Genomic DNA, 22,173 nt, shown 5'->3' with positions numbered 1-22,173 from the left:
CGAGAGGCCACCGCATGCTTGAGTTCCTCACCCTCCTGTCGCGACGCTGGCGGGTGGTGACGGCGTTCGTGATCCTCGGGATCGCGGCAGCCGCGGTGCTGACCAACCAGGTGCAGCCGTCCTATCGGGCCCAGGCACAGCTCTTCGTCGCCTTCGCCTCCTCGGACGACAATGCAGCATCGTTGTCGCAGGGCAGCCTCTTCACCGCCAACCGCGTCAAGTCCTACCCGGACCTGGTCAACAGTCCGCTCGTCCTCGATCCTGTCATCGCCGAGCTCGGCCTGGACGTCACCACGGAGGAGCTCGCCGGGCGGGTCTCGGCAGAGGTCCCGCCCAACACGGTCCTGATCGAGGTCCGTGCCGACGACTCGTCCTCCGCGCGAGCCTCCGAGATCGCCAACGCCGTGGCGGCGAACTTCATCACCGTCGTCGAGGACCTCGACCGGATTCGATCGAGCGACCCGTCCCCGGTGCGGGTGTCCATCACCCGGCCCGCCACCGCCCCGGGCTCGCCGCGCACCCCCATCCCCGCGCTCAACATCGCGGTGGGCCTGTTCGCCGGTCTCGGCCTGGGGCTCGCCGCGGCCGCGGTGCGCGAGGCGTTGGACACCACCATCAAGGACGAGAACGACATCGAGTCGGCGACGGGCCTACCGACGCTCGCCGCAGTGCCGATCAACCCGGACGTGGGCCAGACTCCGGTCCTGACGCCGGCAACGGCAGCACCCGTGTGGTCGGAGTCCTATCGAAAGCTGCGGACCAACATCAGCTACCTCGACCCGGACAACCCCCCGCGCACCCTGCTGGTCACCAGCGCGCTGGCGGGAGACGGCAAGTCCATCACCGCGGCCAACCTGGCGGCCTCGCTGGCGCAGAGCGGTCGCCGCACCATCCTCGTCGAGGCGGACCTCCGGCGGCCGACCCTGAGCAAGCTGCTGGGCCTGGTTCCGGATGTGGGAGTCACCACTGTCGTGGCAGGGCGCGCCGAGGCTGCCGAGGTGACGCAACGCTTCGGCGACTTCGACGTCATCACGAGTGGGTCCATCCCACCCAACCCGAGTGAGCTCCTGGGTTCACAGGCCTTCCGCCAGATCGTGCAGCAGCTCCGCGAGACCTACGACAACGTCGTCATCGACACCCCGCCGCTCCTGGCCGTGACCGACGCCGCCGTAGCCGCCGTGGCCGCCGACGCCGTCATCCTCGTCACCCAGGCCCGGCGCACCAAGAAGCCCGAGCTGCTCAAGGCGCTCTACGGACTTCGTGCCGTCGACGCGAACGTGGCCGGGGTGGTCCTCAACCGCGTCTCCGGCGCCTCGGGCAGCTACTACCAGTACACCTCCACCCGTCCCGCCAGGACCGACAGGAAGCGCGCTCGTCGTTCCTCTGCGCAGGGCTGAGACCGACATGACCGACATGGCCGACGTGCGATGACACAGACCGTCCTGGGTGCCCTCACCCTCGTCGGCGTCGTGGCCTGCCTGCCCGACTGGCGGCGGCGACTGCCCTGGCTCCTGTCGCTGAGCCTGGCCCTCCCGGCGTCGGGCGCCGTCCCGGTGGCCGCCCTGCCGCTGACCCCCTACCTGCTCGTCGCTCTCGTGATCGGCGTCCTGGTGACCTACGAGTGGATGCGCGGCGCGCTCCCCCTCACCGGCTGGCCCGGCTCCGCACTGCTGCTCAGCTTCATCGGCTGGGCCACGCTCATCACCCTCGCGGGGCCGGCTCTCTTCAGCGGTATCACCGTGCTCAACACCTCGGGCGGCGGTGGACTCGTCGCTCCCAACCCGCTCGGCTACTCGGGGTCGAACGTCGCTCAGGTGGCCTACTTCGTGATCTCCGCGCTGGTGGTCATCTGGTTCGCGAACCGCGAGAGGCTCTCCCCCCACCTACTGCTGCCGGGACTCTATGCCTGCATGGGGATCAGCACCTGGCGACTGCTCAGCGAGAAGGTCGGGCTCCCCTTCCCGAGCGAGATCGTCGACAACTCGACCCGGGCCTACATCGACGAGCCGGGGAACTACCGCCTGCGCGGCGTCTTCACCGAGCCCTCGACCCTGGCCCACTACTCCATTGCCACGCTCGCCTTCTGCGCGGTCATGCTCGTCGCCCACTCCCGCGGGCGTCAGTTGCGGGGGCTCTACCTGCTGCTCGGGGCACTGGCCGCAGTCAACATCGTGTTCTCGCGCTCGGGGACCGGGGTGATCGGTGGCGGACTGGTCCTGGTCGTGGTCGTCGTCCTCATCATCGGACGCGCCCTGCGCAGTGACCGGGGCATGACCGCCGTGGTGATCTCCGGGTGCGTTGCGGCCGTCGTCGGGCTCGTCTTCTCGTCGCCGATCCTGGCTTACGGCAAGGACGTGTTCCTGACCAAGGTCGACAGCAACAGCTACGACCAGCGCAGCTTCGGAGACCGGTTCGCACTGTCGCTCTTCCTGGAGACCCGAGGGCTGGGTGTGGGGCTGGGTAGCAACCAGCCCTCGAGCCTGGTGCCGATGCTGCTCAGTTGCGTCGGCGTGATCGGAACGCTGCTCTTCGTCGCCTTCGTCGCCACCGTCGTCCTCCGGTCTGTGGTCACCCCGCACGGACTGGGCCCCGCCACCGTCGTGATCTCGCTGGTCGTGACGAAGTCGGTCGCCGGCTCTTTTCTCTCCGAGCCGCTGCTGATGCTCGGGATCGCGCTGGCAGCCAATGCGATCACCCGTGCGCGCCCCGCCGCCGTCACAGACCGCGACGTTGACGCCACTGAAGGACCGGCACCTCCACGAAGCGGTAGCACAGCGCGCCCACCCCGACTCCCAGCGTGATGTTGAGCGCGAACTGCAGCCCCGGCGGCGCCCCGGGAGCCAGCGCGCCGACCATCTCGATGAGTGGGAAGTGCACGAGGTAGATGCTGTAGGACGCCAGCCCGACCAGCTGGACCCACCTGACCCCGGCCACCCGATAGAACCCGCGCTGCACCGCGCTCCCCGTGGGCATCAGTCCGTACCCGATCACCAGCGCGGCGCACAGTCCCTGCGCCGTGGGTCGCATCACCACCTCGGTCCAGTCATTGCGGAAGACGACCGAGGCGGCCGCGAACACCAGCCCCGAGCCCACCAGCACCGCATCTCGGCGCAGCCACCCGAGCGCGGGCAAGCGGCCTCGCGCGTGGGCGTCAAGAGCCAGCGCCAGGAGGACTCCGAGAGCAATGGCCTCGACTCGGGTGTCGGTCCCCCGGTAGACGTGGTTGAAGACGGAGGGGTCAAGGGTGCGCGCCGGCCCGTCCAGCCCCGCGACCAGGCTCCAGCGGGTCGCGAAGGAGCACACCATCACCGTTCCGGCCACCACCGCGGTCAGCGCGCGCCACCGCCGCGTGCGTACGAGTCCGATCCACAGGACTGCGAAGACGATGTAGAACTGCTCCTCGATCGCCAGGCTCCACACGACGTCCGAGCCGGGCAGGACCAGCTCGGCGGACTCGGGCTCGGCGACGGCGTACCAGTTGTAGGAGAAGCCCACCTGGGACAGAGCAGCCGCCCAGCTGACTGGTCGGAACGCGGCGTAGACGAGGGTCGGGACGACGACCAGCACCGCGAGCGGCGGACCCAGCTTGAGACCTCGTCGGACGTAGAACCGCCGCGGGCGGAAGCTGCCACTGACCTCGAGCTCCCGGATCAGCACGGAGGTGATGATGAACCCCGAGATGACGAAGAAGACCACCACTCCGCCGTCGCCGGGCACGACCGTGAGCCCGGCGTGCATGACGACCACGAGCATCACCGCCGCCGCCCGCAGGGCGTCGACGTGCGCCAAGCGGTGCGCGGCGTTCCGAGGAGGCCGGGAGGTCGTCTCCGACGACTCCTCCGACGACTCCTGCGTCGGTCCCGACTCAGTCACCGGTGCAGTGTGTCACCGCGCACCGCGCGTGTCAGGTGCCTGCCGGGCATTCGAGATCACTGGGCGGGCCACGCCCTGACGCGCTCCTGCGAAGCGGTAGCCTTCCGTGCGAATCAACCCGTCTGCCAGACAATCAGGAGTTGCCAGGTGCCCGAGGTCAAGCCGCTGAAGAAGGTCCTCATCGCCAATCGCGGTGAGATCGCGGTCCGCGTGATCCGCGCCTGCAAGGATGCCGGCATCGGCAGCATCGCTGTGTACGCCGAGCCCGACCGCGACGCGCAGTTCGTGCGGCTGGCCGACGAGGCCCATGCGCTCGGTGGCTCCACGCCTGCCGACTCCTACCTCGACATCGCCAAGATCATCAAGGTCGCCCAGGACACCGGCGCTGACTCCGTGCACCCCGGCTACGGCTTCCTCGCAGAGAACGCCGACTTCGCCCAGGCCGTGCTCGACGCCGGGCTGATCTGGATCGGACCGCCGCCGGCAGCGATCGAGAACCTCGGCGACAAAGCCAAGGCCAAGCACATCGCGCAGCGCGCCGACGCGCCGCTCGCACCCGGCACCAAGGACCCGGTCAAGGACGCCGACGAGGTCGTGGCCTTCGCCAAGGAGAACGGCCTTCCCGTCGCGATCAAGGCGGTGTTCGGTGGTGGCGGTCGCGGCCTGAAGGTTGCCAGCACGCTCGAGGAGATCCCGGACGCCTACGAGTCGGCGGTCCGCGAGGCCGTCTCCGCATTCGGTCGCGGCGAGTGTCTCGTCGAGAAGTTCCTGGAGAAGCCGCGTCACGTCGAGACCCAGTGCCTGGCCGACCAGCACGGCAACGTCGTGGTCGTCTCGACCCGCGACTGCTCGCTGCAGCGCCGCCACCAGAAGCTCGTCGAGGAGGCGCCTGCGCCGTTCCTGAGCGAGGAGCAGCTGACCCGGCTCTACGAGTCCTCGAAGGCGATCCTGCGCGAGGCGGAGTACGTCGGCGCCGGCACGTGCGAGTTCCTGGTCGCCAAGGACGGGACCATCTCGTTCCTCGAGGTCAACACCCGCCTCCAGGTGGAGCACTGCGTCTCCGAGGAGGTCACCGGGATCGACCTGGTGCGCGAGATGTTCCGCATCGCCGCCGGCGAGGAGCTCGGGTACGACGACCCGGAGATCCGCGGCCACTCGATCGAGTTCCGGATCAACGCCGAGGACGGCGGCGCCAACTTCATGCCCGCCCCCGGCACGCTGTCGGCCTGGAGCCCGCCCAGCGGCCCCGGCGTTCGCCTCGACGGTGGCTACGAGAACGGCGAGACCATCCCGGGCTCGTTCGACTCGCTGATCGCCAAGCTGATCGTCACCGGCCGCGACCGCACCCAGGCGCTGGAGCGCTCCCGGCGCGCCCTGGACGAGTTCGTCGTCGACGGCATGCCGACCGTGATCCCGTTCCACCGCACAGTCGTCAGCGACCCGGCGTACGTCGGCGCCTCCAACCCCAGCGGTGAGGGCGACTTCACCGTCTACACGACCTGGATCGAGACCGACTTCGACAACCAGATCGAGCCCTTCGCCGGCGCGCCTGCGGAGGGTGAGGAGCCTGGTGAGCGCCAGACCGTCGTCGTCGAGGTGGGTGGCAAGCGGGTCGAGGTCGTCATCCCCGCGGGTCTCGGAGGGCTGTCCTCCGGAGGAGGCGGTGCTGCCAAGAAGCCCAAGCGTGCTGCGGGCAAGAAGGCCGGCGCCGCCGCGTCCGGCGACTCCGTGACCAGCCCGATGCAGGGCACCATCGTGAAGGTCACCGTCGAGGAGGGCCAGGAGGTCGCCGAGGGCGACACCGTGGTCGTCATCGAGGCGATGAAGATGGAGCAGCCCCTGAAGGCGCACAAGGCCGGCACCGTAACCGGCCTGGTGGCCGAGATCGGTGCCACGGTGACCAGCGGTGCAGTGATCTGCGAGGTCAAGGACCAGTAGGGCGACCGCGGGTCATCTCGTGCGCTGGGCCACCTCGGCCGCGTTGTCGAGAGCCTCGCGCAGCACCGGGCCCAGCTCGGTCGCGTAGGCCACGGTCAGGTGATTGCCCTCGGCGTAGACCGGGGTGGTGCCGACGAAGCCGGGACACCGGTCACCTCGACAGAACCAGGACTCGGACTCGATGTAGCTCGTGCCGGCATCCTGCGCCGCCGTGCGCTCCGCCTCCGAGATGGCTGCGAACGGACCTGAGATCGTCCCCAGGCAGTCCTGCGGCTCGCCCACCGTCGTGACACAGGTCTGCAGGTCGGGAGCCCCCGGGGGCGGCTGAACCACGACGGTGTACGTCGCACTGGGCACCACCTGCTCGAGCGTGCGCTCGTAGCCTTCGCTGAGCTCGTCGAGAGCCTCCTGACCCGTGGCTCCGGACTCCAGGAGGACGACCTCGTTGAAGGATGTCGCGAGAATCAGCAGGTCGGGCTGCCTGTCGGCAACCTGCTCCCAGGTCCAAGCGCGGTACTCACCACACTCGGGGTAGGGAGACCCGTTGGTCTTGCTGGTCGGGGCATCCCACACCGGACACTCCTGCAGGGTGAGCTGCTGGATCAGAAAGTCCTTGCCCAGGGCCTCACGGATCGCCGGCATGTAGGCGATCGCGAAGGAGTCGCCGAGCACCACGGCCGTCCGGGGCGCCTTGGCGGGTCCGAACTGGCACTCGGCGACTCGGGAGGGTGCCACGCTGAGGCACCCGTCGGACTGGATGTCGTCGTACCACGTCTCGATGCCCAGCTCGTCGACCGAGGGGTCGAGCTCGGGGTAGGAGGTCAGGGAGAGCGACTGCTCGATGCGTTGCTGCAGGTAGTCCACCTGTTCGGTCGACGGCTCGAACTCCGACGGATCCGAGTCGTCCGGAGCCGTCGAGGGACCGTCCCTCTCGGCACCTGTGACGGCGCCATTCTCGCGCGAGGGATCGGAGACCGGCTGGGCCGCGAGGATCTGCTGGCCGTCGTCGGAGCTCGGCGCGCGCAGTGCCGCAGCCGAGAGCGGGACCGTCACGAGCAGGCCGACGGCCAGCCACCCGTTGGCCAGGCTCGCGCGCCGGGCCGGGGAGTACGTCATCGTCTCCCTGCGCCAGGCCGGCTCGAGCCACTGCGACGAGCGCACGGGCTGCTCGACCAGGTGGAAGGTGGTGACCGAGAGGATCGCGATGACCAGCAGTGCGATCACGTCGAACGTGACCCCGCGCTGGGGCAGGTAGGCAGGCAGCAGGATGACCACCGGGAAGTGCCAGAGATACAGCGAGTAGGAGATGTCGCCGATGTACCCAGCCACCGGGTTGGTCAGGGGCATCACACGCGCACGGTCCGACCCGGTCCCCGACGCGATGACCGCGGCCGTGCCGGCCACCGGCAAGAGCGCCCAGGGAGCCGGGAACGCGGAGCCCGGCTCGATCAGGAACGCCCCTGTCACGATGGCCGCGAGGCCTCCCCAGCCCAGGACTGGCCTCCACCTGTCTGCGATCCGGCTCAGGCGCGGGATTGCGAGCGCCAGCGCGGCGCCGGCGAGCAGCTCCCACGCGCGGTCCAGGGTCGAGAAGTAGGCCGCCACGGGAGAGGCCTGCGAGTGCAGAACCGAATATCCCAGCGACCCCGCGAACAGGACTCCCACCAGCGCGGGGAGTGCCCAGGCGGCACCACGCCGCCGGGCGACCAACAGCCCGAGCGCCAGCAGTGCGGGCCAGGCGACGTAGAACTGCTCCTCGACCGAGAGGGACCAATAGTGCTGCAGCGGCGACACAGGTCCGGCAGAGAGGAAGTAGTCGGTGTCGATGGCCAGGAAGTGCCAGTTGGCGAGGAAGCCGAGCGCCCAGGCGCCGTCCACGAGGACGTCCTCGCCCCGGGCGCGGCTGTAGAGCAGGTAGGTGGCCACGACGGTGACCACGAGCACCAGCACGGCCACGGGCACCAACCGGCGGATCCGTCGCCGGTAGAAGTCGGCGTAGTCCATCCGACCGTGGCGTGCGTGTCCCCTGACGAGCAGGGACGTGATCAGGAACCCCGAGATGACGAAGAAGACGTCGACGCCGATGAACCCGCCCACCGGTCCACCGAGGACATGGTCGGCGATGACCAGGAGCACGGCCAGGGCACGCAGGCCCTGCACGTCGGACCTGAGACCGCGCGCGAGCGCCGACGATGTCGGCGGGGGTGGATGGGACTGGGGGGACACCTCCGGGAGCACCAGCACAGACTAGGTCCCTCGCACCGTCAATATCGCGATTCGGCGGGAGGCGAGGGCGGCGCGGCGGTACCCTCCGCCGCATGCCTTCCTCCGTCGCCCCCGTCACGCCTCCCGGTCGGCGACGCTGGATCCTGGTGACGGGGATGCCCCGGTCCGGGACGACCGGGGTGGGAGCTGCGCTCAGCCATGCCTCTGGAGCAGCCAAGCTGTACGAACCGCTGAACCCCGAGTCGGGGTTGCGATCAGTGCACGACTACTTCGTCTTCCCCCAGAGCACGGGTCGCGATCCGGGACCCGAGCTGGACCGCCAGCTTCGTGAGGTCTTCCGCGTCAGCCTGCGGATGCGGCGCGGTATCTGGCCCGAGGACCCCGCCTGGAAGAAGGCCGTCAAACAGGTCACCGGCAACACGACGCGGGTCTCGGCGGTGAAGATCCGCCTCGATCCTCGGGTGGACACGGTGATCTGGAAGGACCCCTTCGCCTCCTTCCTGGTGCCCTACCTGAGCACCTACCGCGGGATCAGCTCGGTGGTGACGGTCCGACCGCCCGAGGCCGCCGCGGCCAGCTTCAAGCGGCTGGGGTGGACCTTCGACCTCGACCGGGTGCACGCACACCTCTCGCGACTGACCCCGGGCGCCGCCTACCTGGTGCAGGAGCCCGAGTGGGCGGCGTGGGTCAAGGACCCGCCGATGATCGGGGCGCTGCTGTGGCGGATGGTCTACGGCTACCTCGACACCGTCCTGCCCCGCTCCGACGGCCCGCCCGTGGCCGGCGCCGCTCCCGTGCTCTGGTCCAACTCGCGGCGCCTGCTGGCCGAGCCTCTCGAGACCTACGCGGGCTTCTTCGACGCCCTGGACCTGGAGCTCTCGCCCCAGGTCCGAGACGCCATCGCCCGGGACTACCGCGACGAGGGCAGCGCGGAGCCGTCGAGCAAGACCCACGACCGAGCCCGCAACGTCACCCAGGCCAATGCCTACTGGCACCGTGTCCTGGAGCCGGTCGAGGAGGACGCCGTACGACGGATCACCGCAGAGGTGCGGGGCTCGGTCGAACGACGCGTCGGTGAGCTGGCCTGAATCAGCACTCGCAGCACGGGCGGACGCTACGCTGCGGCACCGGCGTCACCACCCCGGTGCGCACTCTCCCCGACTGGACTCACCCCCTCCCCCCCCGCCGGACTCACCCCCAGGAGCCCACGATGCCTCTTCAGACCGCCACGCCCAGCATGCGGATGCGCAGCGCTGTCCCCGATGCGCTCGTCCCACTGGTCGTCAAGGCCAGGATCCGCGCCAAGCAGCGCAAGGCCACCGCCGCTGCGCGCGCGCGCCGAGAGATGGAGTTCCTCCTGGGGGCAGCACGCCCCGAGGACGTCGAGCGCGCGACCCAGGCCTACCTCGAGCGCGACGTCTGGCGCTCGGAGCTGCGCTACCACCCGAAGCTGATCACCAGCATGCCCGTGGAGAACGTCGCTGCTCTGGAGCGTGCCCGGTCGCTGGGCCGCGGTGTCGTGCTGAGCTTTCTGCACCACGGTCACTACGAGGGTGCGACGGCTTCGGTCTGCAAGGTCGCTCCGCCCTTCTCGATCGTCGTGTCACCCGACATGCTGGCGCCCGATGCGCCGTCCTTCCTGCGCCAGCACGTCATCACGGGCAGTGCAACCGGGGCGAACCCGGTGGACGCCGGAGTCGGCGCCAAGGCCATGGTGGGCATGCTGCAGCGCGGCGACGTGCTCGGCATCGCCACCGACGTGCCGGGTACGACGCGTCTGCCCTTCCTCGGCCGGGAGCGACTCGGGTCCTCGGGTGCGGCGCGGCTGGCGATGGGTGCCAACAGCCCGATCGTGATGCTCTTCGCTCGGTGCGAGAGCGACGGCACCCTGTGGCTGGAGCTCAGCGACCCGATCGAGCCGACTGACTTCGCGGCGCCGGACGCGCTCCTCGGCCATCTGATCACCGCGCAGGAGCCTGCCGTCCTCGCCTGGCCCGAGGGCTACCACCAGCCCACGCTGCGGTGGGGAACGGTCGAAGCAGACGCTGCCGCCGAGGACGAGGCCTCGAGCGCCTGACCCTAGGGTCCGGGGGCCGGCTCGACGGCGACGCGCGGGGTGAGGCTGCGCGCGACGTAGAGCGAGCCGGCGTAGGCGATCGAGCCGGCGGCCACGCACCAGGCGACGTCGGAGGCGGCGTCGAAGGGCAGCAGGAACACGCCCACCCCGGCAGCGCTCAACGTCGCCAGCACGCGGGCGATCCCCACCTGCAGCGAGCGCTGCTCGGCTCGTAGGCTCGCCGCGGGCAGCAGGGTCGAGAACATGGCGGCGTGGTTGGTCGAGAAACCCAGGATCGCCCACCACGTCAGGCCGAGAAACCCGGGAAAGGCCCATGGGTAGAGAGGGGTCCGGGTGAGGCTGAGGAGGGCCGCACAGCCGATGAAGGTCACGACGACCACGACGGCCCACTTCAGCGCGAAGCCGGCGCTCAACGGTCCCGAGGCCGTGCGCTGGTAGACCATCCGGCGCGCCGAGATGCCGAGGACCGTGATCGGTCCCAGGATCGTGAACGCCATCCGAGCCGCCGACGCGTCACCCTCGGCGCCCTGAGCACGAACCAGCGCCAGCGCGACAACGAGTGGCACGCCCGCCAGGGCTGCGTCGCCCAGCAGCGGGAGGCACTCGCGCAGATCGGCCCGCAGGACCTGCAGGCCGGCGCGGACCCCGCCGCTCTCGCGACCACTGAGCACGAGCCACGCCGGGGCGCCCACCACCCACCAGCCGAGCACGAGCCAGGCGGAGTCGCCGACGAGGACCCAGACCCCGACCGTGACCACGACCTGCGCCCCCAGAACCGCCAGGTCGTAGCGCAGGAAGCGCGACGCCTCGTCGAAGCACCGCACGAAGCGTTGGAAGTCGTAGGTGGTGTAGCAGAACACGGCGACCGAGCAGACCATCAACGCTGGGTTGTCGAGGGCCACGGCGACCCCGAGCTGCGCCAGCATCACGGCCAGGGCGATGACCTGGGCCGAGCGGACGCCGTCCGCCTCGGTCCGCCGTCCGATGATGACCCGGTCGGTGCCGATCGCCTGGCCCAGGCCGACGAGGAACATGTTGCTGGTGATCCAGACCGCGTAGTCGTCGAAGTCCCCGCGCGGCAGCACGACGGCGAACATCGCCATCTGCGCCACGGTGGTGGCCGAGTTGAGCGCTTGGACGAGCACGACACCGAGGCCGCGACCGATGCGCGAGCCCGAACGCGTCGGAGTGGGGGGCGACGTCACGGGCCCGATGGTAACGTTCGGCGGCCTCGCAGGGCCGCACATCGCCTGTCAGACCAGAAGAACGGAGGCTCATGGCCACCACCCGACCGCTCGCTCGGCGGATCCTCGACCGCGCGGTGGGGTTCCTCGACGCCCTGGTCCCGGCTGGGAGCTACGCCGCGATCCACTCCTCCCCCGACCTCGACGACTCGATCGTTGCCCTCCTGGCCTCGCGTCCCGACGATCTCGACGTCGTCGTGCTCGCCGAGGACCCCGCTTCGGCGGCTGTCCGGATGGCCGCTCTGGGCCTGGACGGCGTCCGGCTGGTGCCCCGACGCTCGCCGCGCGGCACGTGGGCCTACCTCCGCTCCCAGGTGCTGGTCTCGACCCACGGCATGTTCGGCTGTCGACCACGTGGAGGGAGCAAGGAGGTGGTGGGTCTGTGGCACGGTGAGTTCGGCAAGCTGATCGGCACCTTCGCGGGGGAGGCACCTCGCTACTTCGACTGGGTACCGGTCTCGAGCCCGCTCTCCCGCAGCGTGCGCAGTGCCGAGTTCGCGCTGGACCCGCAGCGGATCCACGTCGTGGGCAGCCCTCGCCAGCGGCTCCTGATCGCAGGCGGTCGACAGCGGGCCCTCGTTCGTGGGGAGCAGCCGCGACGCATCGTGGTGTGGGCACCCACGTACCGCACGTCGGTCTCGGGGATGATCCGCAGCGACGGCGACCCGGACGCCCTGGAGCACACGTTGCCCCTCGACGACCCCGAGCTGCTCGACCTCCTCGACCGGCACGGGGCCACTCTGTGGTACCGAGCCCACCCCACGGCGTCCCAGAAGACCGGGCGCCTGGTCGCACCGCTCGCGCGCAGCGCCGCGAACACCGACCTGGAGGACCTCGGCATCACCTTCTACGAGCTGCTCGCCGAGGCGGACTGCTTCATCACCGACTACTCCTCGCTCTGGGTCGACTTCGTGCTGTGCGACCGACCCCTCGTGGCCTTCTGCCCCGACCTCGATCGCTACCGAGACGATCGCGGCCTCGCGCTGGAGCCCCACGAGGAGTGGTTCCCCGGCCCGGTGACCAGAAGCCGCGCCGAGCTCCTGGCAGAGCTCGCACTCGCACTCGAGCACCCCACGTCCGGGGCCGAACGTCGCTCGCGGAGCCGCGCGTTGCTGCACACGTCGACCTCCGACCCGGCGGCGGCCAGCTGGCAGCACGTGCGTACGTCCATCAACGGACGAGGCTGACCGACCGGGGACCGGTCAGTCGCTCAGCGGGCACCCTCGCGACGAGCGACGACGAGGACCGTCCGCAGGAGCACCCGCACGTCGAGCAACGGAGACCACTGCTGGACATAGGTCACGTCGAGCTGGAGCGCATCCTCGGGCTCGAGGTCGCTGCGGCCACTGACCTGCCACAAGCCCGTGATGCCGGGCCGGACCAGGAGCCGTCGCCAGGTGGCGACGTCGTAGGTGTCGCACTCGGCCGGGGTCTGGGGACGCGGCCCGACCAGACTCATGTCACCACGCAGCACGTTGAAGAACTGCGGCAGCTCGTCGAGGGAGCACGCCCTCAGGAAGGCACCGACACGGGTGATCCGAGGATCGCGGTCCAGCTTGACGTAGGCCCCGATCTCACGTTGCTGGGCACGCACGAGGTCCTCGAGCTCCGCGTCGGCGCCCACCGTCATCGTCCGGAACTTGTAGATCGTGAAGTGGCGCCCGTACTGGCCCACCCGCACCTGCCTGAAGATCGCCGGCCCCGGGCTCGTCAGGCGCACCGTGATCACGAGCAGGACCAGCACCGGGATCAGGAGGACCAACGCCACCAGGGCCGCTGAACGCTCGAGGATCACGAGCAGAGCACCGAGCAGCGGGCGTCGTACGACGAGGTGGCTGGCGGGCGTCGTGAAGCTCACGGCAGCAGACCCCCGGCACTTCCGGGCAGGATCGGGGGCGTCACGACGACGATCGGGGGGAGGCCGGCCATCGGCAGGTCGACGGTCACGCCGATGCTGCCGGTGTCCTCGTCCGCCTCGACGTCGACGCCCAGAACCGGGTTTCGTTCGGGCTGGGCGTTGTTGGACGTGCCGGGGTCGGGCAACGGCACGGTCGGCTCCGGGTCCGGCTGCGCCACCGGCGGCGTGACCGGCGCCGGCGGCTCGACAGGCCCGGGGTCCGCTTCCGGGACCGTCTCGGGGGCTGGGGCCGCAACGGGCGTGGCGACCCCGTCGGTCGCTGCGTTGTCGCGCGATCCCTTGGCCTCCACTTCCGAGCCAGCCTCCGGGTCGTCGGTGCCGGCCACCAGGGAGATCCGCTCGTCCTCGCGCGCGCCGAAGGTCCGCTTGACCCCTCCGGGGACGACCACACCCGGCTCCTCGGCCAAGTCCTGGGTCTGCGAGGGTGCCGCGGTGTCGGGAGTCGAGCCGGAGCCAAGGTCCGGGGTGGAGACGACGAAGGCACTGATCACCGCAGCAGCAGCCACTCCGCTGGCCAGCGCCCCGAGCGCCGGGCGGCCGGCGCGGCGTACCAGCAGAGCCGCTCCTGCACTATGACGGGGAGCCAGGGTGAGCGCCCGAGCCGCAGGTCTGGTGCGGAGGTACTCGGCGGCGTGGGCGCCCAGGACCCGGGCCGCCAGGATGTCGCGCAAGCTGTGCTCGACGCGGAAGACCGCTCGGATCATGGGCAGACAGGCGTCGCAGTGGCGACCGTGCTCCCGTGCGTGGCGCACCACCTTCCACCCCAGCGCTGCCTCGTCGGCGCCACGGAGCTCGTCGGAGAGCCACGCGCACTCGGCTGTCGCGCCGGCCTCGTGACGAAGCGCCACTCCTCGGCGCAGACCCACGACGGCCGAGGTGACGCTGCGACGAGCATCGTCGGAGTCGGTCCCCAGGAGGGTGGCCACGGTCGAGGCGTCGTCGTGCTCCACCAGGGCATGCCACAGGGCGGTCTGCCAGGCGGGCGACTGGTGCACGAAGGCGGTCCAGACGGCGTCGCCGTCCCGACCCTCGACGAGCGCCGCTGCAGGCGTCGCCAGGCTGTCCGCGAGCCAGCGCACGCGGACCGGGGCGAGGACGCTCCTGCCGTCGCGGACATCGTCGAGAAGGCGGTCCCACGCGGCGGCGATCGAGCCCACCCCGATGTCGTCGGCGAGCAGGCTCACTGCCGCTCCGTGCCGCTGCCTGAGCTCTGCAGCGCAGGCGTCGTCGCCGTCGCGGACCCCTGCCAGCAACGCCGCGTCACTCGCGTGACTCGGGGTCTCAGCCGTCGAGGCGTGGACCCGGTGGTCTGGGGGGCCGGGCGAGATCCTCATCCTCATCCTTCGCGACCGGCAGTGTTGGGGGCACTCGGGGGGAGTCTGTCTTGCGTTCATCTGTGGGGGTGAGTGGAGTCACACTCATTTTGCCGGTTAGTCACGCAAACGAGGCGACCCGGCATTGGTTACTCCCAGGGGGATGCGCGGTCTAGACCATGCGGTCCCCACCGCGACCTACCGGACGGCGTTGGCCTCGGCCACGCCCGAGGCGAGCTGCGGCGGACCGCCGCTCGGCGTCACCACCTCACCCGTCAGCTGGGTGGTGACCAGGCGGGCCACCTCTCGCATCCCCAGGGGATACGGGTGCCACGGGGTGCTGGCCTCCGGCTCGCTCTGCGCCCCGGTGACCCACGGCTCCGCCGCGCAGACGTCGTGGTCCTCACCCGAGACTGCCACGTCGACGAACCGCACACCCTCCGTGTCAGCCGCCTCCAACATCGCCTCGTCGACCCTGTCGACGAGGCCTGCCGCCCAGGCGACGTCGCCGGTGGCCAGGGAGATCTCCGTGCACGTCCCGGTGCGCGGGAAAATCTGGGGGTAACCCACGACGACCACCTGGGCACTGGGGACAGCCAGCCGGATCCGCCGGATGACGAGCGCGAGCTGGACCGGGAGCTCCGCCAGCGCCCGGTCGGCTCCCCCGGCGCCCCCGAACTCGGCGCGGCACGGGTCACCGCCCGGGTCTTGATCCGCCAGGTCGGAGCAGACACCCACCAGGGTCGCGAACAGGGCGTTGTCGTTCCCCCCGAGGCTCACCGTGACCAGATCGGTCTCCTCGGTGAGTGCTTCGATCTGTGGCGGCACCACTGTCCCGTCCGGACGCCGTTGTCCACCCAGCAGCGCCCCCGTGGTCGCACCCGTGCACGTCACGTCTCGGTAGGTGGCGACGTCGAGCCAGTCGGCGAGGTAGGCCGGCCAGTTGTAGCCGGTGCGCTGGCAGGCGACGGGATCGGGACGTTGTGGCTCCAGCCCGGGCCCGGCACTGTAGGAGTCGCCGAGAGCGACGTAGTCGATCGCCCGCCGGCGCAGGGCAACCGGCAGCGCCTCGCGCGGATCGTCCACCTGCGGCGGCGGCTTCGGCAGGTCCTGCAGCTCACTGCTGACCGAGTCGTCGCCCTGGGCCCCGGCGTCAGGGTCGGGACTCAAGGAGCGCTCGAGCACCACCGCGACCACCACCGCGACCGCGACCAGCACCAGGCTCAGGGCCAAGGCGAAGCCCAGGAGCCGCACCCGCTGCCGGGGGGACCGCGAACGTGAGGACGCAGCAGGCGGTGGTGACGGCACCGGTGAACGCTCCTTGCCTCGACCGATTCGGAGGGAGCCATCGTGGCACGGGCCGGCAACACGGGGTCGCCACCACCCCGCACCCGGCGCCGACTAGGGAACCCCTTCCCGCTTCCCTAGGATTCGTCTGTGCGGGAGTCGACTGATCGGGCCGACCTGACCGGGCTCGTCCTCGCCGGCATCATCACCGCGGTCGTCGGCTTCACCTCCTCCTTCGCGGTCGTCCTCACCGGGCTCACCTCGGTCGGGGCCTCGGCGGGCGAGGCCGCCTCGGGTCTGCTCGTGCTGTCCCTGACCATGGGCCTCGGCACGATCGCGTTCTCGTGGCGCACCCGCCTGCCCGTGACGATGGCCTGGTCGACACCCGGCGCTGCGCTGTTGGCCGGCGCCACCATCCCCGATGGCGGGTACGCCGACGCGGTCGGCGCCTTCGCGGTCGCCGGGCTCCTGCTGGCGCTCACCGGCGTCGTCCGTCCACTGGGCGACTGGGTGGCACGCATCCCGACCTCCCTCGCCAACGCGATGCTCGCCGGCGTGCTGCTCGGACTGTGCGTGCAGCCCTTCCTCGCCCTGACCGACTCGCCCGGAGCGATCGCGCCCGTCCTGGCCACCTGGCTGGTGCTGCTGCGCGTCGCGCGTCGTTGGGCGGTGCCGGGAGCCTTCGGGGCTGCGGTCGTGGTGATCATCGCCTCCGGCTCGCTCAGCGACGTCGACGGCGCCGACCTCGCGCCCGTCCTCACCTGGACCGCCCCGCACGTGGACCTCCTGACGATCGTCGCGATCGGGGTGCCGCTCTACCTCGTCACGATGACCAGCCAGAACATCCCCGGCACCGCCGTGCTCGCGTCCTTCGGCTACCGCGCACCGCTGCGGCCCGCCCTCGTCTACACCGGTGGCGCCACCGTCGCGACCGCCGGCCTGGGAGGCTTCGCGATCAACCTGGCCGCGATCTCGGCGGCGCTGGCCGCGGGGCCTGCCGCGCACCCCGACCCGGCACGCCGTTGGGTCGCGGGAGTCTCCACGGGCGTGACGTACGTCGTCCTCGGCCCGCTCGCGGCGCTGGTCTCGACCGTCGCCGTCGCAGCCCCCGCCGGCGTCATCGCGGCGGTGGCGGGCGTGGCCCTCCTCGGCACCTTCGGGGCGGCGGCCGCCTCGGCGCTGGGCGACGAACGACGTCGTGAGGCCGCCGCGATCACCTTCGTCGTCGCGGCCTCGGGACTGAGCATCGCCGGCGTCGGAGCCGCCTTCTGGGCACTCCTCGCCGGTGGTCTCTACCTGGCGGTGCTCGAGGCCGGACTGCTGAGGACTACGAGTCCACCGCAGCGCTGATCCACTCCAGGATCGACTCCTCGAACGACTCCTCCGAGAACTCGTCGGCGCGCGTTCGGCAGGCAGCCGCGTCGAGTGCCATGGCGGCTCCGACCTTGTCGGCCCACGCGGACGCGTCGAGACCGCCGAGCAAGTAGCCGGTGACGCCGTCCACCACAGTCTCGCGGGTCCCCGCCTCGTCGAGCGCCAGCACCGGCGTACCGGCGGCCATCGCCTCCACCGGCACCAGCCCGAAGTCCTCCACGGCCGGGTAGACCAGCACCGCCGCATCGGCCATCAGCTGGGCGACCTCGGCGTCGGTGGTGCCGGTGACGATCTCGACCGGCACTCTGGCGCTGGCAGCCTTGGCCCGCAGCTCCTCCTCCAGCGCTCCCCCGCCGACGATCTTGGCGGGGACGCCGGCGGCCTGCGCCACCTCGATGACGAAGTCGAGCCGCTTGTAGGTGATGAAGCGGCTCAACCCGAGCACGAAGGGCTCTCCACCGGCGGGCTCCAGCCCGGCGAACCGACCGAGGTCGATCGGGGGGTGGATCACGGTGGCGTCGCGGTCCCACACCTGCTGGATGCGCTGCCGGGTGGCCTCGGAGTTGGCGGCATAGGCCCGGACTCGCGGCGCCGCCTTGCGGTCCATCCGCCGGATGTGGGCGCACAGCGCCCGCGCCGGCAGGCTCGAGGCGCGTCCGTCGAGCTCGGGAAACCAGGCGTAGCGCGCCGGCGTGTGCACGTAGGAGACATGAGGTACGTCGGAGTACGCCGCGGTCCAGTGGCTCGACATGTGGTGGCTCGCCACGACCAGGTCGGCCTTGCGGTCGAGGGTGCGTCCCCAGGTGGACCAGCTTGCCGCGTTCATCGCCGCCGCTGCCTCGCGGCGCCTCATCAGCGCCTCCGGGCGTCGGAAGGCTGCGTGGATCCGCTCGCGCGCGATGGAGGGCGCACCCTGGGCGAAGGCGACCGGGGTGAAGACCTCGGCCCGTGGCATCGCGGCGGCCAGCCGCTCGACGACCCGCTCCGATCCGCCCGTCTCGGAGAGCCACTCGGCGGTGATCCAGGTGCGTCCCGTCGGTGGCGTGCTCATCGTGCGGATGCTACGTGGGCCCCTGCATCCCGGACGACCTCGAGGGTCCGCTCGAGGCAGTTCTCCCAGGTGTAGGTGGCCGCCCGGGCACGACCGCGAGCGGCCAGGTCCGCGGCCAGTGCGGCGTCGTCCAGGACCCGACCGGCCTGGGCGGCGATGGACTCGACGTCGTGGGGGTCGCAGTAGAGAGCCGCCTCGCCGCAGCGCTCGCGCAGTGCCGCGATGTCGGAGACGACAACCGGACAGCCCTGCGCCATCGCCTCGACCGGCGGGAGGCCGGAGGCCTCGTGGAAGGACGGGAAGAGCAGCAGGGACGCTGCCGCGTAGTGCGCCTCGAGCGCTGCGTCACCGAGCTTGCCGGCGAAGATCATCCGCTCGTCGGCCGGGCCGAGGTCGACGGCCTGGTAGATCCCGACCGGGTCCCCGACGAAGACCGCCCGCAGGTCGGGCCGATCCGCGAGGAGCGAGCGGCAGGCGGCGATGACGCCGGCGACGTTCTTGCGCGGGTTGAGCGCCCCGACGTACAGCACGAACGGGCCGTCCGGCGGGACGGGATCATCCTCGGCCGGCACCGGCCGCACGCGCGGGATGCCGCCGTTCGCAACGGCCGTGAGCCGCTCTGCGGCCGCCGGGAAGTGCGCCAGCATCCGGGAACGCTCGGCCTCGGAGACCGTGATGACACGATCGGCGCGCCGCATCACCGACGGGACGATCACCTCGTAGGCGCGGCGGAACGAGCCGCTGACCGTCTCCGGGAAGTCGCGGAAGGCAAGGTCGTGGACCGTGACCACGACGGCCGGGCGCTTGCGGACCAAGGACAGCAACGGCGCCGTGTTGCCGGGGCAGAAGAGCACGTCGGTGCCGGACAGGTGGCGCGGCAGGACCGTCTGCTCCCACCGGTGCCCGCCGCCGCGGCCCACCTCGCGCAGCGAGATGGCGTCGTACGACGGAAGGCTCACCGCCAGCCGGGCGGCCAGCGGAGGAGTGAGCATCTCGACCTCGACGTCGGGCACGCCCTCCCCCTCGGTGAGCGCCTCGTCGAGGGTCGCGCAGAGCTCGCGCGCGTAGCGCTGCACCCCGGTGACCGGCTGGGTCAGGAACCGGCCGTTGATCGTGAGCCTCACGCGAGGAGTGTGCCGGAAAGTACGGGCGCCGGGGCCTAGGGTCGTGGGCATGAGAGACGGATCACCTGATGCCATCGTCGTCGGCGCCGGTCTGGCGGGCCTCGTCGCCACCCACGAGCTGGTCAAGGCCGGCAAGCGGGTGCTGGTGCTCGACCAGGAGAACCGCGCCAACCTGGGCGGCCAGGCGTTCTGGTCCCTGGGTGGGCTCTTCCTCGTGGACTCGCCCGAGCAGCGCCGCATGGGCATCAAGGACTCCCGCGAGCTCGCGTGGCAGGACTGGCAGGGCTCGGCCGGCTTCGACCGGCTCGAGGACGGCCCCGACGGGGTGCCGGGCGAGGACGTGTGGGCGAGGCGGTGGGCCGAGGCGTACGTCGACTTCGCCGCCGGCGAGAAGCGGGACTACCTGCACGAGCTCGGGCTGAAGTCGGTGCCGATGGTCGGCTGGGCCGAGCGTGGGGCCGCCGATCCTCAGGGCCACGGCAACTCGGTGCCGCGCTTCCACCTGACGTGGGGCACCGGCCCCGAGGTGGTGCGGATCTTCGAGGAGCCGGTGCTGGCCGGGGAGTCGGCCGGGCTGGTGAGCTTCTCGTTCCGGCACCGGGTCGACGAGCTGGTCGTCGAGGAGGGCTCGGTCGTGGGCGTGCGCGGGTCGGTCCTGGAGATGAGCACCGCCGAGCGAGGTGTCGCCTCGTCGCGCGAGGTGATCGACACCTTCGAGCTCCGCGCCCCCGCGGTGATCGTCACCTCGGGCGGGATCGGCGGCAATCACGACCTGGTCCGCGAGACGTGGCCGACCGAGCGGATGGGCGCGGTGCCCGAGCACCTGATCTCGGGAGTCCCGGCGCACGTCGACGGGCGGATGCTGGCGATCTCCGAGGCTGCCGGTGCGCGACTCGCCAACCGGGACCGGATGTGGCACTACCCCGAGGGCATCCACAACTGGGACCCGATCTGGCCGGCGCACGCGATCCGGATCATCCCGGGCCCGTCGTCGCTGTGGCTCGACGCCCACGGGCGCCGCTTCCCGGCGCCGAACTTCCCGGGGTGCGACAACCTCGGCACGATGCGCGCGATCCTCGCGACCGGCCACGACTACTCCTGGTTCGTGCTGACCCAGTCGATCATCGAGAAGGAGTTCGCCCTCTCGGGCTCGGAGCAGAACCCGGACATCACGGGGAAGGACTTCCGGGTCCTGCTGCGCGAGCGGCTCTCCAAGGGCGCGCCGAGCCCGGTCGAGGCGTTCAAGGAGCACGGCGAGGACTTCGTCGTGGCCGACAACCTGGCCGACCTGGTCGCCGGCATGAACAAGCTCGGGCGCGGACCACAGCTCGATCTGGAGGAGATGGAGGCGATGATCGCCGCGCGCGACCGCGAGGTCGACAACGACTTCTCCAAGGACGCCCAGCTGATGCTGGTCCACAACGCCCGCCGCTCGCGCACCGACAAGCTGGTCCGCGTCGCCAAGCCCCACAAGCTGCTCGATCCCGAGCACGGCCCCCTGGTCGCCGTACGGCTCAACATCCTGACGCGCAAGACGCTCGGCGGCATCGCCACGGACCTCGACTCACGTGCGCTGTCGCCCACCGGTGAACCGGTCCCCGGGTTGTACGCCGCCGGCGAGGTCGCCGGGTTCGGTGGGGGTGGGATGCACGGCTACAACGCGCTCGAGGGGACGTTCCTCGGCGGGTGCATCCTCTCGGGGATGAAGGCCGGTCGCGCGGTGGCGCGCGGCGTCGTCGGGTAGCGCTGGTGGCGCGCCTGCTCCACCTCAACGGACCGCCCGGCATCGGGAAGTCGACGCTGGCGCGTCGCTACGCCGCCGAACATCCTGGCGTCCTCAACTGCGACATCGACGTGCTGCGCACGCTCATCGGTGGCTGGGAGGACGACTTCGCGGGGGCGGGCGGTGACGGAGTCCTGAGGCACTACCACCGGCGTCTGCGCGAGGTGCTCGCGGTGCGCCCGGACGCCGTCGAGGTGACCAGCGTGGACGGCGACCTCGACGCCACCTACCGCGCGGTGCTCACCGCTGTCGGTGCCACGCCCTAGGCTGCGCAGGTGAGTCGACGATGAGCAAGATGGACAACCTGCGCGCGATGCGCGAGGCGCGCTACGAGGCGGCGCAGAAACTGGCCAAGGGCGGTGCCGCGAAACCGGCCGTCAAACCGGCCACCAAGGCCGCCCCGGCGAAGGCGGCCCCGGCTGCGGCACCTGACGCTGCACCGAGCGGCGAGGCGCTGTGCGGGCACCGCAACATGAGCGGGCGCACGTGCACCCGCGAGCAGGGTCACGCGGCGAAGAGTCACCGCTACTCCTGAGTTCAGAGCGTGACGGCGAGGGTGACGGTGACGACGTCTCCCTCCTCGATCTGCTCGGCCCGCCGGACCGCCGCCTTCAGCGGCACGACGTACGCATCGTCCTTGGGCCACAGCGACGTGGTCCACGTCGTGGCACCCAGGGTCACGGTCACCGGGACCATCCCCCAGCCGTAGGTGACCACCGACCTGGCGTCGTCGATGGCCGCACAGCCGTCGTCGGGCACCGCCACGAAGTAGAAAGGCGCCGGGCCGCGCCACTCGAAGACCGGACCGCTGAGTTCGAGCTGCACGATCAGTAGTCAACCAGGGTGGGGCTTGCCTCGACAGCCTCGAGCTGCTCCGGGGCTCCCCCGACGGTGAGGGTCTCGGGGATCACGGTCCAGGGCCCACCGGCCAGGCGGTAGCGGCCGGTGTAGGTGGTGTCGAGGCT

The 22,173-nt window shown here is 71.0% G+C and carries 19 protein-coding genes; 10 read left to right on the top strand and 9 right to left on the bottom strand.

All coding sequences use genetic code 11. The features are described 5' to 3' along the window. Nucleotides 1-14: 14 nt before the first annotated feature. Nucleotides 15-1,397, top strand: a complete 1,383-nt coding sequence (locus Q1K33_RS11005; RefSeq protein WP_300403817.1) for a polysaccharide biosynthesis tyrosine autokinase — start codon at nt 15-17, stop codon at nt 1,395-1,397. A gap of 30 nt (nt 1,398-1,427) precedes the next feature. Then, entirely contained in the window at nt 1,428-2,801 is a 1,374-nt protein-coding gene (locus Q1K33_RS11000) for a hypothetical protein (RefSeq protein ID WP_300403815.1), read from the top strand. On the opposite strand, the gene Q1K33_RS10995 is transcribed toward Q1K33_RS11000, so the two are convergent. Next, on the bottom strand, nt 2,716-3,873 hold the full coding sequence (locus Q1K33_RS10995) for an acyltransferase (RefSeq protein ID WP_300403813.1): 1,158 nt from the start codon (nt 3,871-3,873) through the stop codon (nt 2,716-2,718). The genes Q1K33_RS11000 and Q1K33_RS10995 overlap by 86 nt on opposite strands. Nucleotides 3,874-4,020: 147 nt before the next feature. On the opposite strand from Q1K33_RS10995, the gene Q1K33_RS10990 reads away from it, so the two are divergent. Further along, nucleotides 4,021-5,811: a biotin carboxylase N-terminal domain-containing protein gene (locus tag Q1K33_RS10990; protein ID WP_300403811.1), complete on the top strand. Its 1,791-nt coding sequence runs from the start codon at nt 4,021-4,023 to the stop codon at nt 5,809-5,811. Between the two features lie 12 nt (nt 5,812-5,823). Here Q1K33_RS10990 and Q1K33_RS10985 read toward each other — a convergent pair whose 3' ends face one another. Then, nucleotides 5,824-8,049: an acyltransferase family protein gene (locus tag Q1K33_RS10985; RefSeq protein WP_300403809.1), complete on the bottom strand. Its 2,226-nt coding sequence runs from the start codon at nt 8,047-8,049 to the stop codon at nt 5,824-5,826. Nucleotides 8,050-8,129: 80 nt separating this feature from the next. Here Q1K33_RS10985 and Q1K33_RS10980 point away from each other — a divergent pair, with 80 nt between their 5' ends. Together Q1K33_RS10980 and Q1K33_RS10975 are read left to right on the top strand one after the other, a co-directional pair. After that, entirely contained in the window at nt 8,130-9,125 is a 996-nt protein-coding gene (locus Q1K33_RS10980) for a hypothetical protein (protein ID WP_300403807.1), read from the top strand. Between the two features lie 122 nt (nt 9,126-9,247). Next, nucleotides 9,248-10,114: a hypothetical protein gene (locus Q1K33_RS10975; RefSeq protein ID WP_300403805.1), complete on the top strand. Its 867-nt coding sequence runs from the start codon at nt 9,248-9,250 to the stop codon at nt 10,112-10,114. Between the two features lie 2 nt (nt 10,115-10,116). Here the strand turns inward: Q1K33_RS10975 and Q1K33_RS10970 are convergent, their stop codons facing one another. Continuing rightward, nucleotides 10,117-11,319: a hypothetical protein gene (locus Q1K33_RS10970; protein WP_300403803.1), complete on the bottom strand. Its 1,203-nt coding sequence runs from the start codon at nt 11,317-11,319 to the stop codon at nt 10,117-10,119. A 71-nt stretch (nt 11,320-11,390) separates the two neighbouring features. On the opposite strand from Q1K33_RS10970, the gene Q1K33_RS10965 reads away from it, so the two are divergent. Beyond that, complete coding sequence (locus Q1K33_RS10965) at nt 11,391-12,545, top strand: CDP-glycerol glycerophosphotransferase family protein (protein WP_300403801.1); 1,155 nt, start codon at nt 11,391-11,393, stop codon at nt 12,543-12,545. A 23-nt stretch (nt 12,546-12,568) separates the two neighbouring features. Here Q1K33_RS10965 and Q1K33_RS10960 read toward each other — a convergent pair whose 3' ends face one another. The 3 genes from Q1K33_RS10960 to Q1K33_RS10950 form a co-directional block, all read right to left on the bottom strand. Then, nucleotides 12,569-13,216, bottom strand: coding sequence for a sugar transferase (locus tag Q1K33_RS10960; RefSeq protein ID WP_300403799.1), 648 nt, complete (start codon nt 13,214-13,216; stop codon nt 12,569-12,571). Further along, entirely contained in the window at nt 13,213-14,610 is a 1,398-nt protein-coding gene (locus Q1K33_RS10955) for a hypothetical protein (RefSeq protein WP_300403797.1), read from the bottom strand. Before Q1K33_RS10955 ends, Q1K33_RS10960 begins: the two co-directional genes overlap by 4 nt. A gap of 177 nt (nt 14,611-14,787) precedes the next feature. Beyond that, the gene (locus Q1K33_RS10950; protein WP_300403795.1) at nt 14,788-15,897 is read right to left on the bottom strand and encodes an SGNH/GDSL hydrolase family protein; all 1,110 of its coding nucleotides are present in this window, start codon (nt 15,895-15,897) and stop codon (nt 14,788-14,790) included. A 129-nt stretch (nt 15,898-16,026) separates the two neighbouring features. On the opposite strand from Q1K33_RS10950, the gene Q1K33_RS10945 reads away from it, so the two are divergent. Beyond that, the gene (locus Q1K33_RS10945) at nt 16,027-17,226 is read left to right on the top strand and encodes a benzoate/H(+) symporter BenE family transporter (RefSeq protein ID WP_300403793.1); all 1,200 of its coding nucleotides are present in this window, start codon (nt 16,027-16,029) and stop codon (nt 17,224-17,226) included. Here the strand turns inward: Q1K33_RS10945 and Q1K33_RS10940 are convergent. Together Q1K33_RS10940 and Q1K33_RS10935 are read right to left on the bottom strand one after the other, a co-directional pair. Then, a complete protein-coding gene (locus Q1K33_RS10940; protein WP_300403792.1) occupies nt 17,204-18,301 on the bottom strand; it encodes a glycosyltransferase in 1,098 nt (365 codons plus the stop codon). The genes Q1K33_RS10945 and Q1K33_RS10940 overlap by 23 nt on opposite strands. Then, a complete protein-coding gene (locus tag Q1K33_RS10935; RefSeq protein ID WP_300403791.1) occupies nt 18,298-19,425 on the bottom strand; it encodes a glycosyltransferase family 1 protein in 1,128 nt (375 codons plus the stop codon). Before Q1K33_RS10935 ends, Q1K33_RS10940 begins: the two co-directional genes overlap by 4 nt. A 49-nt stretch (nt 19,426-19,474) precedes the next feature. Here Q1K33_RS10935 and Q1K33_RS10930 point away from each other — a divergent pair, with 49 nt between their 5' ends. From Q1K33_RS10930 to Q1K33_RS10920, 3 genes are read left to right on the top strand one after another with little or no spacing between them, the layout of a single operon-like run. Next, nucleotides 19,475-21,169, top strand: coding sequence for an FAD-binding dehydrogenase (locus tag Q1K33_RS10930; protein WP_300403790.1), 1,695 nt, complete (start codon nt 19,475-19,477; stop codon nt 21,167-21,169). Nucleotides 21,170-21,174: 5 nt separating this feature from the next. Then, complete coding sequence (locus tag Q1K33_RS10925) at nt 21,175-21,474, top strand: hypothetical protein (RefSeq protein WP_300403789.1); 300 nt, start codon at nt 21,175-21,177, stop codon at nt 21,472-21,474. Nucleotides 21,475-21,494: 20 nt separating this feature from the next. Further along, nucleotides 21,495-21,743 (top strand): hypothetical protein, encoded by a 249-nt coding sequence (locus tag Q1K33_RS10920; protein ID WP_300403788.1) that lies wholly within the window; start codon nt 21,495-21,497, stop codon nt 21,741-21,743. Between the two features lie 2 nt (nt 21,744-21,745). Here the strand turns inward: Q1K33_RS10920 and Q1K33_RS10915 are convergent, their stop codons facing one another. Then, entirely contained in the window at nt 21,746-22,033 is a 288-nt protein-coding gene (locus Q1K33_RS10915) for a DUF1905 domain-containing protein (protein WP_300403787.1), read from the bottom strand. Between the last annotated feature and the right edge of the window lie 140 nt (nt 22,034-22,173).

Source organism: Nocardioides sp. (assembly GCF_029937575.1).
Taxonomy (GTDB): domain Bacteria; phylum Actinomycetota; class Actinomycetes; order Propionibacteriales; family Nocardioidaceae; genus Nocardioides.
Note: the sequence above shows the minus strand (reverse complement) of the source record. Positions and strands in the feature narration are given on the sequence as shown.

Excerpts from the sequence above, each read along its gene's own strand:
- Q1K33_RS10920 (WP_300403788.1), top strand. The coding sequence starts at position 21,495 with ATGAGCAAGATGGACAACCTGCGCGCGATGCGCGAGGCGCGCTACGAG.
- Q1K33_RS11005 (WP_300403817.1), top strand. The coding sequence starts at position 15 with ATGCTTGAGTTCCTCACCCTCCTGTCGCGACGCTGGCGGGTGGTGACG.
- Q1K33_RS10980 (WP_300403807.1), top strand. The coding sequence starts at position 8,130 with ATGCCTTCCTCCGTCGCCCCCGTCACGCCTCCCGGTCGGCGACGCTGG.
- Q1K33_RS10940 (WP_300403792.1), bottom strand. The coding sequence starts at position 18,301 with ATGAGCACGCCACCGACGGGACGCACCTGGATCACCGCCGAGTGGCTC.
- Q1K33_RS10955 (WP_300403797.1), bottom strand. The coding sequence starts at position 14,610 with ATGAGGATCTCGCCCGGCCCCCCAGACCACCGGGTCCACGCCTCGACG.
- Q1K33_RS10965 (WP_300403801.1), top strand. The coding sequence starts at position 11,391 with ATGGCCACCACCCGACCGCTCGCTCGGCGGATCCTCGACCGCGCGGTG.
- Q1K33_RS10975 (WP_300403805.1), top strand. The coding sequence starts at position 9,248 with ATGCCTCTTCAGACCGCCACGCCCAGCATGCGGATGCGCAGCGCTGTC.
- Q1K33_RS10930 (WP_300403790.1), top strand. The coding sequence starts at position 19,475 with ATGAGAGACGGATCACCTGATGCCATCGTCGTCGGCGCCGGTCTGGCG.
- Q1K33_RS11000 (WP_300403815.1), top strand. The coding sequence starts at position 1,428 with ATGACACAGACCGTCCTGGGTGCCCTCACCCTCGTCGGCGTCGTGGCC.